This is a genomic window from Acinetobacter thutiue (genome assembly GCF_030385805.1).
GTDB lineage: Bacteria > Pseudomonadota > Gammaproteobacteria > Pseudomonadales > Moraxellaceae > Acinetobacter > Acinetobacter corruptisaponis.
On the sequence record NZ_JAUDZE010000001.1, the window covers coordinates 478,590 to 494,746 of the forward strand.

Here is a 16,157-nt window from a genome sequence, read left to right on the forward strand (position 1 = left end):
ATCAACAAATGAAAAAATTATTAATCGCGGGTCTTTTTACGTTTACATTAGTGGGTTGTGCATCTACACCACAGCAAACTCAAGATACGGCGCAGGAAACCATTCGCTATTCATCTAGCCCATGTTTTGGTGCCTGTCCAATTTATTCAGTGGAAATTTCTCCGTCTGGAGCGGTGCATTTTGATGGGAAACAATATACAAAAGTAACGGGTACCCAAGATTTAACAGTAAGCCCATCTGTTTATAAGAAGCTTCAACAAGAATTACAAACTTATCGTCCTGAAACAGGAGCGAATGTAAAGACTACAGGATGCCAGCAAACCGCAACAGATCAGCCAAGTGCATATTTCTGGTGGAAACGTCCCGATGGTACGGTAACACGTTTAAGTCACTATACAGGCTGTATTTCACCAGCAAATACGGAGTTAAATAAGCTAATTGAAAAATTACCTAAATTAATTGGTATTGAGGATTTAGTTGGTTAACTGGTGCTGCAAAATTAGACAAAATCCGCATTTATGTTAGTATAGCTATAAGCAGCAATCATGCGGAGGAGTCATCAATGACAGCTTTTACAATCATGCAAATGAGTATGCAAGAAGAAGATCATCTTCCTGACCTTGCTATACAAGCGTTCCGCAATGCCTTTAAGCAAGCAAGTGAATGTTCTGAAGTTGTTTATGTAAAAGATCGTCAATTGTTAAAGCGGTTTCCTAATGGTGAGATCAAAGTACTACAAGATCTTTCAACATCGTATCAATCACTTGCAACTTCTCAACGTATCTTCAAACGTAAGAAAAAGTCTGTGACTGTTTAGAGATATGCGACAGCCGCGTATTCGTATGTTTGCAGGACCAAATGGTTCTGGAAAAAGTACCATCAAGGACTATTTATTGCCCCGACATATTGGGGCATATTTAAATGCAGATGAGCTTGAAAAAGTTTTAAATCAAACACAAATTCTTGATCTGAATAGTTATCATGAGTTGCTGGATGTCGAAAAACTCATTGATTTTTTAAAGACCAAAAAGAAAAAGATAAACCAACAAATATGTGATTTATTGAGTCAGGAACCTGAATTATTTGCCGAGAGACAAATCCGTTTTGCAAAAGTTGATGTCGATTCTTATCTTGCAGCCCGAATCATTGATTTTATTCGTTTAGAATTTTTAAGATTAAAGATCAGTTTTACTTTTGAGACGGTAATGTCTCACATCAGTAAAGTTGAATTTTTAAAAGATGCACAGGAACAAGGGTTTAAAACATATTTATATTATGTTGCAACAGTGAATCCTGAAATTAATATCGCACGTGTCCAGTATCGGGTAAGTACAGGTGGGCATCCTGTACCAGAACAAAAGATTCGTGATCGCTATTATCGTAGCCTGGATTTGCTTATGCAGGCAGTCGAAGTCACAGATCGAACTTATTTATTTGATAATTCATCTGATGGTGAAAAGGCTGCTTTTCTAGCGGAAATTGAACAAGCCGAAGTGTTAAAACTTAATGAGAATATGACTGAATTTCCACTTTGGTTTGTCGAAAAAGTTCTATCTGATTTTTAATAACATACTAATAATCAATTGGTTAAAAGATACGTAAAAAATGACTTTGCTTTATCACCTAATTAACATAATATAAAAACATATAATATTATATGGTGGAATGATGTCTAGTATTCTCTTAGCATTGATCGGTGGTGGAATTTTGGGCATTGCAGTTGTAGGCTATTTATACATCAACGGTCGTATTGCAGGTATGAGTGGTTTGCTTGCCCAGTTATTACAACCAAAGTCTCTGAGTGGAAGTCCAGCACTTTGGTTTTTACTGGGGTTATTTCTCACACCATTCGTTTACCAATTATTTGTAAAACCTGAAATTGTGATTGAATCCTCACCCCTCACTTTAATTGTAGCAGGGCTTTTGGTTGGCTTTGGAACACGTTTAGGTTCAGGCTGTACCAGTGGGCATGGTATTTGCGGTATCAGCCGATTGTCTCTACGCTCAATCATTGCAACGGTGACATTCATGCTTGCAGGAATGATCACCGTCTATATTGTGCGTCATGTCATAGGAGTCCATTCATGAAAAACCTGTTTGCTTTCCTGTTTGGTGGTTTGTTTGCTTTAGGCTTAATGATCTCAGGCATGTCAAACCCTGCAAAAGTATTGGGTTTTCTGGATGTGCTTGGCGATTGGGATATTAGCCTGATGTTCGTAATGATTGGTGCAATTGCGGTGGCAATAATTCCATTTCAAAAAGCCATTCGACATCCTAAAACTTTATTGGGTGAAACGATGCTATTACCCAACAATAACCAAATTGACCAAAAACTGATGATTGGGGCTGTACTGTTCGGTATCGGCTGGGGAATTGCAGGTATTTGTCCAGCACCTGCAATTACTTTAATTGGACTGGGTTATTCACAAGCCTGGTATTTTATTGCTGCAATGATGTTTGGAATGTTTATACATCGCTTATGGGCTGAACGATAGGAGATATACTTATGCAACATCCTCAAGTCAAGGCTTTCTTTGATCAGGATACCAACACGTTCAGCTATGTGGTCACTGATCCAGGTACACGGGTTTGCGCAATTATTGACAGTGTGTTGAATTATGATGCGGCATCTGCCTCAACATCGACTCAGGGTGCAGATGAAGTTATTCAATACATTGAAGAAAATCAGCTCAAGGTGGAGTGGATTTTAGAAACTCATGTTCATGCGGATCATTTAACCGCTTCGCAATATTTAAAAAGCAGGTTGGGTGGAAAAATTGCCATGAGTGAAAAGATTGCAATTGTGCAGGAAACTTTTAGTGCAATCTATCATATTGATCTTAAATATTTTAATACCCATCAAACCTTTGATTACCTATTTAAGGATCATGAACATTTTAAGATTGGTGAGTTGGATGCCTACAATATTCCAACACCAGGTCATACGCCAGCCTGTCTAAGTTATGTGGTTGGTGATGCAGTTTTTGTCGGTGATACATTGTTTATGCCTGATTATGGGACAGCACGCTGTGACTTTCCAGAGGGGAGTGCGGAAGTCTTATATGATTCTGTGCAGCAGCTTTATAAGTTACCTGAACAGACACGCGTTTTTCTTTGCCATGATTATAAGCCTGATGGGAGAACTGAGTTTGTGTGTGAAACCAGTATTCAAGCACAAAAGCAGGGCAATATTCATTTAAATGCCATAACAGCTAAACAGGATTTTGTGCATATGCGTCAGGCGCGTGATGCGACATTAACAATGCCCAAATTGATTCTGCCCTCTATTCAAATCAATATGGATGCAGGACGTTTTCCTGAACCAGAATCCAATGGAGTTCGTTACCTGAAATTACCATTAAATTATTTCAAGTCCTAAGCTGATTCGCAAAGAAATCTTATTTTTGCAATAAGGTTTCTTTTTTAGCCCGATTGTAAATAGCCTAATTAAAATTTATAAATTCAAATCAAAAAATATTTTAAAATTTAGATTAATTTATAAAATTCAATTGGTTATTAATAATAAAGAAATAAAAAACAGCGTATAAATCTATACGCTGTTTTTAAAAGCGAAATTAAAAATTAGCTGGCTAAACTTTCTTTAGATCCAAATTTGGTAATCATCATTCCGAAAATAGTCGCAAAGATATACATAAAAATAGAGTACACAGCAGCAGGAATCGCGATGGTTGTACTTGCCATAATGGTAAGTGCAATGGTCATGGCCAATGTACTGTTATGAATTCCAATTTCAAAAGCACATGCACGTGCCTGATAGGAATTAATTCCCATAATTCGTGGTACAAAATAGCCAATTAACAGGCTGATTGCACAGAATAATGCTGTCGCCAAGCCAATTTGCCCAATATATTCAACCAGATTACTTCTTTCCTTAAAGATGGCACCCAAAATAATGATGAGTAAGAAAACCACTGCAAAAATTCGTACAGGGCGATTCAGCTTTTCTGCAAGATGGGGCGCATAGTGTCGAATCAGCATACCGATCGCCACAGGCACCAGAATAATCAGGAAGACCTGTAAAACTTTCGAAAATTGTAGTCCGACATGCTGACCCTCATTCATAAAATGCAGAATTGCAAAATTTACAATAAAAGGCAAAAACACGGCAGCAATAATTGCGTTAATGGCTGTCAATGTAATATTAAGGGCAATATCACCTTTGTATAAATAGCTAAACAGGTTTGCTGTGGTTCCTCCTGGAGAGGCCGCTAACAGCATCAAGCCAACCGCTAAAAGAGGAGGTAAGGCTAATATTTTACAAATTAAAAATGCGATTCCCACCAATAGAATCAATTGGCAAAATAGAGCGATTAACACCGCTTTAGGATGCTTACTTACCCGCGCAAAATCCTTTAAAGTTAACTCCAGTCCCATTCCAGCCATAACAATTGCCAGGGCAATCGGCAAGAACAGTGTGATCAATCCAGAATCCATAACCGTTTTTTCCTTTGATATGTTTTTGTCAAATTTTTTAGAAAGTGTTCTACTGTAACAATTCATCCCAGAAAAGTTATCATAATTTTCTCTAGTAAAAATAGCACTACTTAAACAATGACTTAAAAAACAAGCTTTAATGTTTAGACAATAGTGGAAAGGTATGCTAATAGCCGCGTCTCTTGTAGATTTAATGATCTTATTTATTTTTCCAAGTTCAATTTGTCTGCTAGAAGACAATTTGGATTATTTTAAAGTGTTAATTTAGAAGATAAAGGCCAAATTATGTGAATAGTTACATTTCTATAAACATTTCTTATAATGAATTAAGATTTTAATAAATGTAATAAATAATCATTTATCTACTATTTTAAATGCTCTGATAAGACTTTTTTAGTCAATATTTAAATTTAATAATTTTAATATTAACAATAATATAGCTATAAATAGATGCTGTGTCCTTACTGGAACATTACGATACTATGTATGGTTATTCAAAATTAGAAGAAATTTCCATTTTATATAAAGCATTGGCATGAATTGGAAAATAAGATGTAAAAATAGTCAATGACACTTTGTGACAGTGAGAATGATAATTTGCGTCACTTTGGAATATGTAACTATTTATTTAGACAGCTAAATAAAAGTTATATATTTACCCAAATTAATTGGGGTCAAAATAAAAAATTTTATATTAGAAAGAACGGAAAAAATATGGAAGCCTTGGTTCAGACGGAAACGGATATTAATTTCCACAGTCGTAAGAAAATAACTTGGACTGTTTTTACAGTGCTTATGTTATGCCTGATTCTCGGTATTATATATTATATTTTTGTATTTCGATTTTATCAGTCTACAGATAATGCCTATGTGCAGGCTGATGTGACCTGGGTCATGCCTAAAATCTCAGGTGAGGTTATGGAGTTGATCATTAATGATAATCAAGTGGTCAAAAAAGGGGAAACTCTGGCGGTATTGGACCATCGGGATTATCAGGCCCGTTATGATCAGGCACGCTCGATGGTCACATTAAAACAGGCAGCGTTGGCAGTACAACAGCAAAATGAAAAATCAGCAAAATCGAGTATTAGTGAGGCAAATAGTGGCGTATTGGCTGCACAGGCTGATTTAAACCGTTTAAAAAAGGATTATTCCCGCTATCAGGATTTATTAAAAGATGGTGTGATTACCCGACAAAATTTTGATAACGTCCAGTCTCAATATCTGGCGGCTCAAGCCCAGTTAAATAAGGCACAGGCGACAGTCAATTCTGCCGAAGCCCAATTAGGCAGTTTACAGGCAAGTCGGGCACAACTTCTGGCAGATGTTCAAAATGCCAATGCAACTTTGGACCTTTATCGTATTGACCTGAATTCCTCAAAAATTATCAGTCCAGTGGATGGTAAGGTGGGAAGCCTTGCAATACAAAAAGGGTCGCGTGTTTCTCCACAAACTCGTTTGATGGCGATTATTCCTGAGAATAGTTTGTATGTTCAGGCAAACTTTAAAGAAACACAAATTGAAAAAATGCATATTGGTCAGAAAGTTGTCCTAAAAATGGATGCTTATCCAAGTCTGAGCTATACAGGGAAAATTGAGAGTTTTTCTCCAGCATCTGGCGCAACGTTCTCATTGATGCCACCAGACAACGCCACAGGCAACTTTAATAAAGTGGTGCAGCGTATACCTGTTCGGATTGCCCTTGATTCAAGTCCACATATCGACCTGATTAAACCTGGAATGTCCGTCAGTGCCACAGTTGACCTAAGAACCTAATAATAAAAATATTTTAGGAATAACAATATGAATCAGCATTTGAATAATGAGTGGGTTTTTGCACCCAAAATTGCATGGGTGATGTTCATTGCCATGATTTTTGGCAACTTTATGGCAATTCTTGATATTCAAATTGTGGCAAGTTCATTAAATGAGGTTCAGGCGGGCATGAGTGCAAGCCGATATGAAGTGACTTGGGTCCAGACCGTTTATTTAATTGCTGAAATCATTGCCATCCCGATGTCCAGCATTGTGTCCAGGGTTTTATCGACCCGTATTTATTACACAATTTGTGCGGTTGGATTCACGATCAGTTCATTGCTGTGTGCCTTGGCCTGGAATCTGGAAAGCTTACTGGTTTTTCGGGGCATACAGGGTTTTATGGGCGGTGGAATGATCCCAACCTCCATGACAGCGTTGTATCTACTTTTTCCTGAAGCCAAGCGTTCATTACCATTGGTGCTTTTTGGGATGGTCAGCACTTTGGGACCTGCCATTGGTCCAACTATTGGTGGCTGGCTAACCAATAACTTTTCATGGCACTGGATGTTTCTGATCAATATTATTCCTGGAATTATCATTGCCACGATTATTTTCTCAGGGCCAAATATTGATCGTGCCAATTATTCCTTAATCAAAACAATGGACTGGTTTAGCCTGATTGGCATGGCGATGTTTCTGGGTGGATTGGAGTACTTTCTGGATGAGGGCGCCCGCCATGACTGGTTTGTGGATACAGGTGTCCGTATCGCATTTATCATCTGTGTTATTGGCGGCCTGATTTTCTTTTCTCGTAGTTTTACCCAACCTAAACCACTGCTGGATTTGAGTGTTTTTAAGAATAAAAACTTCACCCTAAGCTCAATCACCACCTTTGTAATTGGAATGGCACTTTATGGTTTGGGCTATATGATTCCCGTCTTTCTCGGGCAGGTTCGGGAAATGAACAGTAGCCAAATCGGTCATGTCATGATGGTGACAGGCATTGTCATGTTCTGTTTCGCACCACTGCTGGCATGGTTAATTCCCAATTTTGATACCAGAAAAACAGTTTTTGTCGGCATGATCCTGGCTGGATTTGGCGTCTGGCTAAACTCCCATTTAAGTATCCATAGTGACTACGACTTTATGTTCTGGCCACAAATTTATCGTGGCATTGGTTTGATGATTTGCCTGATTGTGGTGTCGCATTTAGCCATGAGCACTTTACCCATCAGCAAGGTGGCAGATGCAAGTGGCATTTATAACCTGATGCGAAATATTGGAGGGGCCGTGGGGTTGGCACTCATCAATTCCTCACTCGACTGGCTGACCGCGTTACACGTCACCCAATTGAATCAATACATGACACCGCAAAACTGGATGTTTATAGAACGGCTTGATCAGCTTACGGCGCAGTATCAGGAGCTTGGGGCAAACGCACAGCAAATCGCGCTCAGTGTTATTTATCGTGATATTCATTATCAGGCTTTAACCTCAAGTTTTAATGATTTATTGCGTATGCTCTCGATCATTATGTTTATTACCGCATTTCTTACAATTTTTATGGATAGGGCAAAAAAAATGGATATTTAGATGTGTAATCCCAGAGGGTAATTTTTCAGATCATGGAAAATTAGAATAGCGCATATTTATATATGCCTAAATAAAACAAAAATATTGATATGGGTTTTTATTTCCCTTTTAGGGGAATAGGTGAACTCATGTCCAAATTTTAAAGGATGAAGTTATGATTAATAAGACTTATAAACTCATTTCAAAGTTGAACGGTAAAGAAACCACCTATGGTCAGTATATTGAAAAAGAGAAAATTGATATTGACCGATTAAAAGCCATGTATTCGATTTATGAACAGTATTATGAAAATACCAAGTTCTCAATTTTCGTTGAGGATTTTAAAAAGAAAAGTGGCGCCATATTAATTTTTCATTCAGAAACCCATGAGGTTGTTGGATTCTCCACAGTTGCGGTTCAGCATTTTTACTTAAATGGTAAGGATTATACGGTGCTGTTTAGTGGAGATACTGTGATTTTGAAAGCATTTTGGGGAACCCGAACACTGCAAAGCACCATGTTTAAGTTAATGGTCAAGCTAAGGATCAGATATCCTTTTAATGAGTTGTATTGGTTACTGATCTCAAAAGGTTATAAAACCTATTTATTGCTTGCGAATAATTACTATGTGTACTACCCAAATATACAAGATGAAAACCAGCATTTATCGACTGTGGTCGAACATTATTGCGAAAACTTTTTTAGCGAGTATTACGACAGGGAAGTTGGCTTGTTAAATTTTGGTGATGACTATCAACCATTAAAAGGTGAGGTGGCTCCCATCACCGAGGAAATGAGGGAAAAGAATCCTAAAATCCATTTCTTTGAGCAGAAAAATCCCACCTGGACAACAGGGACAGAACTGCCATGTCTTGGACGTTTGGGATGGAAAGACCTTGCACGTTTTCCTGTAAAATTAATGACCAAACCTGTGAGTAAGGGAAAATACGAAGCGCTTGTGGTCAAACAGGAAAATCGCCACGGAGTGATGCAATGAAATATAAATCATGGCTGACTTCAGGTTCGCATCTCATCTTAAAGCATTGGTGTGAGAATGCTGACCAAAAATTTAGAAATGGTTTCAACCAGTTGGAACAGGTTCAGCGTCAAGTACTGGATTCAATTTTACAGTCATCGACCTTAGCCAATGACAAAAAGGTGAAGAACTATGAGCAGTTTATCACAGCTTTTTCACCATCCCGTTATGGCACATGGCGAGAGCAGATACAGCAATATCGGCAACAAAAGCTTGCTCTTTCAAGCAGCAGGCTGGTCCGTTTTCAGCCAACCAGTGGTTCCAGTGAACAAATTAAATTTATTCCTTATACCCAACTGTTTCTGGATGAGTTGGATCATGCCATTGCACCGTGGTTGACAAGCCTGTATCGAAAATGTCCTCAATTGCAGCAGGGCACACATTACTGGTCGGTATCATGGTTGCCTGAAAGCCAGCGTGAGGTGCTAAAAGATAAAAACCTGAATGATGACAGTGCTTTATTGGGGATTGGTAAACGTATTTTATCCAAGTTTACCCAGGCGGTGCCAAGCAATGTGGCGTTTGCCGCCAATGCCGATGATGCCTTGTTTGCCACCATTTGTTATCTGGTTGCAAACCATAACTTGACCATGATTTCTGTGTGGAGTCCAACCTTTGCCTTGCAATTGTTAGAACGGCTGGAATCTATGCGTGATGAAGTGCTTGAGGTATTGGCAAGTGGTTCTTGGGGAAATCGTCAAACCTCTCTAAAAGAAGTCAAAACACCTTATGGCCCACAAAGTGCTGAGCGTTTGACTGCAAGTTATGCGGGTAATAGTATTGATTTTAAAATCTTATGGCCAAAGCTGAGTTTGGTCTCCAGTTGGGATACCGCGGGTTCAAAAGACTGGGCTAGAAAATTAAAAGAAAGACTTCCTTGGGTGCAGTTTGAGGGTAAGGGGCTATGGGCAACAGAGGGAGTGGTCACTATTCCTTATGATGATCATTATCCTCTAGCCTATCAAAGCCATTTTTATGAGTTTGAATATTTACAGGGAGATCAGCAGGGACAAATTATTCCATCATGGCAACTCAAGCAGGGCGATGTGGTCAGTCCGATCATCAGTTCTGGTAATGGATTGTTGCGTTACTGTCTGGATGATTGTCTACGGGTAACAGGCTTTATGGGACAAATCCCGTGTTTTGAGTTTCAGGGACGGCGTTTTGGGGTCGATCTGGTGGGAGAAAAGCTGGCACCTGAAACAGCGCAGCAGTTGCTTTCACATTTAAATCAGGCAGATAGCAAGGCAGTTTCCTTGTTGGCAGTGGATACACAGCAACAGGCCAAGCCTTTTTATTGTGTGCTGTTTGAGGGCGAGATTCACCATGGTGTTGACCATACCTATATCGACAACTTATTACGTGAAAATTTCCACTATGAATTGGCACGTAATCTGGGGCAGCTTGACCAACCCCAGATTCGACAGGCAGATAATGGCTGGGATGCCTATAAAAAACTGGTGATGTTTGATGGCATTATTGAGGGGAATATCAAACCCGAACCCTTAAAGAAAATTACCCTGAATAGTCTGGAACAGCTATGAAGATCAGGGATAACTATTTCCGAAAGCAGGTTTCAATATACCAATCCGCCATATACTTCGGTATTTTGCTGCTTTCAAGTTCAGTCAATGCCATGACTTTGGATGAGGCATTATCTGCAAGTTTAAAACATGAAAGTCAGTTGGAAATGAGCCGTTTAAGTGTAAATCAGTCAACCGCGATGCTTGAGCAGGCGCGACAGAGAGATGGGCTTAAGCTGAATCTGGTTGGGCAACTGGATTATGAACGGGTTGAAACACCCACAGGCGTGATGTTCCCGACTGAGGGCAACCGAAAAGGTCGAAGCCTGCAATTACAACTGGATTATCCTGTATATACCTCGGGTAGGCATCGATTAGGGATTGAGGTTGCCAAGAATCAGCTTTCTGCACAGTCTCAGGGTCTTTCAGACCGAAGATCGGAAACCATTTTAAACACGGTGATGGTGTATACAGATGTACTGAAAAAACAGGCGATTCTGGAACTGAGAAAGAAAACACTGGCGAATTTACAACGTTCTTTATATGAATCACAACGGCGTTTTGATGTGGGCATGATTACCCGTGCAGATTTGGCACAGGTTTTGGCACAGGTGGCTCAGGGGCAGGCAGATGTGACACAGGCACAATCGAATCTTAGTGTGAGTGAGGCGCAGTTTTATCAAATTACAGGTGAACAGCCAGACCGTCTCGTGGCAATGACCAACTTACCTAAAATTTCCAGTCATTTAGATGATATTTTGACAAAAACCAAAAATCATCCAGCCTTGATGCAGGCCAAATATGAAAAACAGGCTGCCGAAAAGCAATTTGCCTTGGTAAAACGGGAACTGTGGCCAACAGTGATGTTGACCAGCCGCGCAGGCTCGCAGCATGAAGCGAGCTATATTGGTTCTGAAAGCAATAACTATATGGTCGGCGTGCAGTTAAATGTGCCACTGTATGACGATGGGCTGAACCGTGCCAACATCAAAAAAGCCCAGGCCGATGTAGAGTTGGCGAAGCAGAAAATTAAAAGCCTGGAACTGGATTTAAATCAGCGTGCCCAAACCACTTACGCACAACTTCGTAGCATTCAACAAAATAAGGATGCGCTGAAAAATGCGATTGATGCGGCATCAATTGCACTGGTTTATACCCGTAAAGAATTTGAGCTGGGCACCAAAACCACTTTTGACTTACTCAATACTGAACAAAAATTATTGGATGTACAGACACATCAAACGGTAAATGAACAGGATGAAGTGGTGTTTGTTTATCAGCTATTAGACCAGATGGGTGATTTGAATGATCTGGTGTCGACTCAACATCAACAACAGAGAGTTTTCAATGACAACTAATCCAGCATTACCACAAATAGAAAACCCTCTAATCACCCGTGAAGCAACCTTGCAGGATGATCAGGCATTACGAGAGTTAATTGCTGTGCCAATGACAACCAAGGGTGTAAAAATCAGTTTTCAGCGTGAACCGAGTTACTTTAAAGCCTCGGATATTCTGTATCGACATAAATTGCATGTACTGATAGAGGATCAGGAAAAGCAGAAAAAAGTGGCATGTTATAGCAACGGGTATCGACCATGTTATGTCAATCAGAAAATCCAAAATTTTAGATATGCCAGTGATTTACGTGTTGATCACACCTATCGTGGCAAATCGCTGGTTAAAGCTTTGGGTGCCCATGTCAAACAGACCATGTATGCACCGAATTTTAGCCAGATCATTATCTTTAATGATAATTATGCTGCCCGCGCTGCAATGCAGACAGGCAAGACAGGCATGCCTGATTATTATGATGAGGGGCTGATTGAAACCTTAACCCTGACTGATCTAGGTTCAAAAAGAAAGGTCGTTAATTTTTTGAATCGAACGGTTCAGAATAACAATATCAAGGATATTCAGCCTTGTATTGCACAGCCAGAACACATTCCAGCAATGAACAATTTTATTGCGGAAATGGCGCAGCATTATAATTTTATTCCCGCCTATCAATTTGAGGAGCTATTGCAGGAGCATCATTATTTTTCAGGCTTAAATTTATCGGATTTTATACTGTATTTTCAAAATCAGAAGTTGGTGGGAATGTTTGGTTTATGGGACCAGCATCAAATTAAACAGACCAAAATCTTACATTACAGCCCTGTGATCGGTGTATTACGGCCATTTTATAATCTCTCTACCTTGATCACGAAAAGTATGCCATTGCCCAAACTTGGGGATTCAATGAAATATCATGTGCTGCATAGCTTATTGTGTCATCCAGAGTCATTGGCTTTACACCATCTTATGCTTGAGGATGCTTATACGATGTCAAAAAAACGTGACGTTGGTGTGGTGAGTTTCACCCTTTCCCATAAAGATCCGCGTTATCAATTGAATCAGTTTTACAAAGGGGAACGCTTGACAGGTATGCACGGATTTATCAGTTTTGAGGTTGATCCTCGTCCAAATTTTGACAAGAATTTAATTCCTTATCTTGAAGTGGGACGGATTTGATTGATATATGTAAACCAATAAGCCGAATGGAAAAACTTATTCTACATTCCATTCGGTATTGGCTATGAATTGTTTATAACAGTTTAATCAAGATGATGATTACGAAAATGATAAAGGCACTGAGTGCAGGTCTTTCAAAGATAAAAGAAGATGCCTGTACTTGAGTTTCTGGTTGTGGAGCACTTTGTTCTTGCTGATCCTGAGCGATGTGGTATTCCAGCCATGTGATGACATTTTGGTAGCGAGGCGTGGCATACGGTGGCAATTTACCTTGTGCAATTAAAGTGGTCAGCCGTTGTTGAGCCAAAGGATGACCTTTTTCTTTGGCGGTTTGTAGCAATGAACGGACATATTCTTTTTTAACCATGGCATGATCTAAAAAATCATCAATCAGTTTGTGTAAATAAGCATGGTGCTCAATATTGGATAACACCACTTGAGCTGTCTGTGATGTCACTTCCTGATACATGCGAGACCTGATTAGATCAGGGGCCACCAAGCCAATCTCCGCCTGAAGATATATTGCTCGCCAATCATTTATTGCAGCCAGGCCAATAAAACGTTGGGCTATTTTGAGGTCCTGAGCTAAATACTGACCCTGTAAATAAAGATAAGCAAGGTATAACAGGGCAGTGGTTTCATGTTGGGGTTGGGAAACAGACTGATGCAGAAACGCGATTAAATAATTCAACTCAACCTGACTGAGTTTATGTTTTTTCAGCATTTCTGCGGCTTTAGGTAGTCCTTTTTGTTTTAATTGAGCATTAAAATCCTGATTCTCAAGTTCAGCCAGTAAATAACTAAAATCATGTTGGTGGATCAGTTGTGCCTGCATTTGCTCTTTGACATGTTTGGCTTGTCCATCAGGTCGTTCTTTTGCCACTTTTTCATATATTTCTGGTTCATAACGTTGATAGTCGCTACAAATTTTTGCCTGACACATATGAACAAAATTCAGGCTCTTTTCATTTGCCTCACTGTAATGATTTGATGTAGAGGGCTTGATTTGCATCAGTGCAGGTATATCGCGCTTTTGCGGATAGCACATTTCTGAAAATAATTGCCATAAATGTTGCTGTTGGCCTTGCGCAAATACAGGTAATATTTCAACAGAATTTTCTGAATCTTGTTCTTCTGTTGAATTTTCTTCTGCCAACCACGATTGATACAAGGCTGTATCTTGCCAAAAATAAGCAGGCAGAACAGTGATAAATGGTGTTTTGTCGCTGATTAAAATAGGGAAAAATGGATAGGTTAGTTTGCCATTGGGTAAGTGTAAACGCCAAATAAAGCTGGTGGCTGATTTGAGTGGAATGGTGGTTATTGATTGTGGGGCATCACCAATAAAGCGGGTATGTTCGGCTTTTAAATGTCTGGCATACTGGGCAATATCCTGGTTATCACCATCATCAAATTCTTGTTGTTTTAATTCATAAAGTCGATGGGCAATGTTGCGTAAAGATAAATGGTCAGTTTTTCCTGTTGGGTCATAGACAATTTCAGCAGGACAAGAGGCATATTCTTCATCTTTAAACAATAGGTTGTTGGCCTGTACAATCACGCCCCAAACGACGTGCCCCTCATTATAAAGGGTTTTTAATGCATCCATTTGCCCGATTAATTCATCACCCAGCATCCAAAAAGGGGGAATCATCTGTAAATAACTAGTCAGGTCAAATGGGGCCTTGGCAATAATTTCAGGTAAATGATCCAGTAAATATGGGTTTGGTGTTTCTGCTAAAGGCGCATGTGGGTCTAAACCCGCAGGCAAAAAGCCTATTACACTAAAGTGAACACTTTTTTCAGGGAGTTGATTAAATAATCGTTCACAAATTGCCACCAAAGGAAAATAAACATTTTTTTGTTGGTTGCTTTCATATTCTAAAACTAGAAAATTCTCAAAACAGGGTCCAATAATATTGCCCAAACCTCCAAATTCACTATTTTCTGCATTGAAATATTGTTCATATTCAGACCATGATGGACATATTTGCCATGCCCGCGCAATGATTTCTCCACAATAAAAACCAAGAAGTAATAACAGTGACTGTTTTGCGGTATCATCAATAAATTCAGATTGGCTTAAATAATCGTCTTGGCGGAGCTGGTCTAAAAATGTATCTATTCGACGTAAGCTTTCAATACTAAAATCAAGATGAATTTGGCGTAATTTATCTTCATAAGCCAGACCATTTTCCCATGATTGTTGTTGGAAAAATCGGTATAAATATGTTCGTGATAATGTTGCCAGTGTACTCAGTTTATTTGCAGCAATAAAATCTGTTTTTTTCATGACAAGCCCCAAAAAATTGTGTTTATAAGTATGTTTGGCAATTTTATTAATCGCCGTAAGAATAGTGAGAATCTTTTTTAAAAACAAGTGCTTTCTATTTTCCGAATAATGATAAATTTCTTGTGTTTTTAGGTTTTATTTGTTCATATGCTTGATCGTAAGCGTATAATTTGCTCAATTAATTTTTTTGTTTTCCCCCTAAAGTCGTTTAATAAATTTGATTTAATCTATGTGTGAATCCCTAAAAATTCCAAATCATTTATGTATGCAGCTATTGGAAGCTGCCCAAGCTATTGCTCTTGCAGAGCAAGTTGTAAGTTATACATTGGAGTTGATGGATATCCCTCAGATTTGGCAACAGTATGATTTGGCTCGTCCTAACTATCTGCTTAACGCTGTTCCTAAACGTTTAAACGAGTTTTACGCAGGACGTATTCTTGCTCAAGCCATATTACAACAGCATTTTAGTTGTCTGGATTCAATCACGTCTATGTCAGAAAGACTCCCGATATGGCCAAAAGGGTTTAAGGGGAGTATCAGTCATTCCAACAATAAGTTGGTGGTTGCTGTTTCAGCACAGGCAGATTATTTGGGCATTGATATTGAACATATTGTCGATGAAAGTTTTGCCAAAGACAGTGCTGCTTTGATTCTCACACAATTTGAACAAGCATTATGGAAAACAGGACAAATTCATGGTTTAAGTTTTTGTGAATATTTGACGTTGATTTTTTCCCTGAAAGAAAGTTTATATAAGGCGGTGTATCCAGTTGCCCAAAGTTATATTGATTTTCTGGAAGCGTTTGTAGAACAAATAGATATGGAAAATCAGTCTGTGCAGTTTTCATTTTGCCCGAAAGTCAGAGAAAAATATGGTTTGTTGGAGAGTTATCAGGGCTATTGGAAAATGCAGGGTGAGATGGTATTGACGTGGGTTTTAAAATAAAAATAGACGATATTAATTCTTCTATCTTAGGGAAATTCTCATAAATAAATTAGATTTTCA

The 16,157-nt window shown here is 39.0% G+C and carries 15 protein-coding genes; 13 read left to right on the plus strand and 2 right to left on the minus strand.

Annotated features, from left to right (window positions below):
- Positions 1 to 8 precede the first annotated feature (8 nt).
- From QTA56_RS02295 to QTA56_RS02320, 6 genes are all read left to right on the plus strand, one after another.
- Positions 9 to 485: a DUF6438 domain-containing protein gene (locus QTA56_RS02295; protein ID WP_267979342.1), complete on the plus strand. Its 477-nt coding sequence runs from the start codon at positions 9 to 11 to the stop codon at positions 483 to 485.
- A 77-nt stretch (positions 486 to 562) separates the two neighbouring features.
- A complete protein-coding gene (locus tag QTA56_RS02300; RefSeq protein WP_267979343.1) occupies positions 563 to 817 on the plus strand; it encodes a hypothetical protein in 255 nt (84 codons plus the stop codon).
- Positions 818 to 821: 4 nt separating this feature from the next.
- A complete protein-coding gene (locus QTA56_RS02305; protein ID WP_267979344.1) occupies positions 822 to 1,565 on the plus strand; it encodes an ATPase in 744 nt (247 codons plus the stop codon).
- Between the two features lie 103 nt (positions 1,566 to 1,668).
- Positions 1,669 to 2,088 carry a YeeE/YedE family protein gene (locus tag QTA56_RS02310; protein ID WP_267979345.1) on the plus strand — a complete coding sequence of 140 codons (420 nt, stop codon included), beginning with the start codon at positions 1,669 to 1,671 and terminating at the stop codon, positions 2,086 to 2,088.
- Positions 2,085 to 2,495 carry a YeeE/YedE family protein gene (locus tag QTA56_RS02315; protein WP_267979346.1) on the plus strand — a complete coding sequence of 137 codons (411 nt, stop codon included), beginning with the start codon at positions 2,085 to 2,087 and terminating at the stop codon, positions 2,493 to 2,495. The genes QTA56_RS02310 and QTA56_RS02315 overlap by 4 nt, the downstream gene beginning before the upstream one ends.
- 11 nt (positions 2,496 to 2,506) lie before the next feature.
- On the plus strand, positions 2,507 to 3,379 hold the full coding sequence (locus QTA56_RS02320; protein ID WP_267979347.1) for an MBL fold metallo-hydrolase: 873 nt from the start codon (positions 2,507 to 2,509) through the stop codon (positions 3,377 to 3,379).
- A gap of 203 nt (positions 3,380 to 3,582) precedes the next feature.
- On the opposite strand, the gene QTA56_RS02325 is transcribed toward QTA56_RS02320, so the two are convergent.
- Positions 3,583 to 4,455, minus strand: a complete 873-nt coding sequence (locus tag QTA56_RS02325; protein WP_267979349.1) for a bile acid:sodium symporter family protein — start codon at positions 4,453 to 4,455, stop codon at positions 3,583 to 3,585.
- A 714-nt stretch (positions 4,456 to 5,169) separates the two neighbouring features.
- On the opposite strand from QTA56_RS02325, the gene QTA56_RS02330 reads away from it, so the two are divergent.
- The 6 genes from QTA56_RS02330 to QTA56_RS02355 all read left to right on the plus strand — a co-directional run bounded on the left by QTA56_RS02330 (position 5,170) and on the right by QTA56_RS02355 (position 12,858).
- Entirely contained in the window at positions 5,170 to 6,231 is a 1,062-nt protein-coding gene (locus QTA56_RS02330; protein ID WP_267979350.1) for an HlyD family secretion protein, read from the plus strand.
- 27 nt (positions 6,232 to 6,258) lie between these two features.
- Entirely contained in the window at positions 6,259 to 7,806 is a 1,548-nt protein-coding gene (locus QTA56_RS02335) for a DHA2 family efflux MFS transporter permease subunit (RefSeq protein WP_267979351.1), read from the plus strand.
- 187 nt (positions 7,807 to 7,993) lie between these two features.
- Complete coding sequence (locus tag QTA56_RS02340; protein WP_267980022.1) at positions 7,994 to 8,782, plus strand: hypothetical protein; 789 nt, start codon at positions 7,994 to 7,996, stop codon at positions 8,780 to 8,782.
- Positions 8,779 to 10,365 (plus strand): GH3 family acyl-acid amido synthetase, encoded by a 1,587-nt coding sequence (locus tag QTA56_RS02345; RefSeq protein ID WP_267979352.1) that lies wholly within the window; start codon positions 8,779 to 8,781, stop codon positions 10,363 to 10,365. Before QTA56_RS02340 ends, QTA56_RS02345 begins: the two co-directional genes overlap by 4 nt.
- Positions 10,362 to 11,702, plus strand: coding sequence for a TolC family protein (locus QTA56_RS02350; RefSeq protein ID WP_267979353.1), 1,341 nt, complete (start codon positions 10,362 to 10,364; stop codon positions 11,700 to 11,702). Before QTA56_RS02345 ends, QTA56_RS02350 begins: the two co-directional genes overlap by 4 nt.
- Positions 11,692 to 12,858, plus strand: a complete 1,167-nt coding sequence (locus tag QTA56_RS02355) for a hypothetical protein (protein WP_267979355.1) — start codon at positions 11,692 to 11,694, stop codon at positions 12,856 to 12,858. The genes QTA56_RS02350 and QTA56_RS02355 overlap by 11 nt, the downstream gene beginning before the upstream one ends.
- Positions 12,859 to 12,931: 73 nt before the next feature.
- Here QTA56_RS02355 and QTA56_RS02360 read toward each other — a convergent pair whose 3' ends face one another.
- Positions 12,932 to 15,151 carry a hypothetical protein gene (locus tag QTA56_RS02360; protein WP_267979356.1) on the minus strand — a complete coding sequence of 740 codons (2,220 nt, stop codon included), beginning with the start codon at positions 15,149 to 15,151 and terminating at the stop codon, positions 12,932 to 12,934.
- A 265-nt stretch (positions 15,152 to 15,416) separates the two neighbouring features.
- Here QTA56_RS02360 and QTA56_RS02365 point away from each other — a divergent pair, with 265 nt between their 5' ends.
- Positions 15,417 to 16,097, plus strand: coding sequence for a 4'-phosphopantetheinyl transferase family protein (locus QTA56_RS02365; protein WP_267979357.1), 681 nt, complete (start codon positions 15,417 to 15,419; stop codon positions 16,095 to 16,097).
- The last annotated feature ends 60 nt before the right edge of the window (positions 16,098 to 16,157 follow it).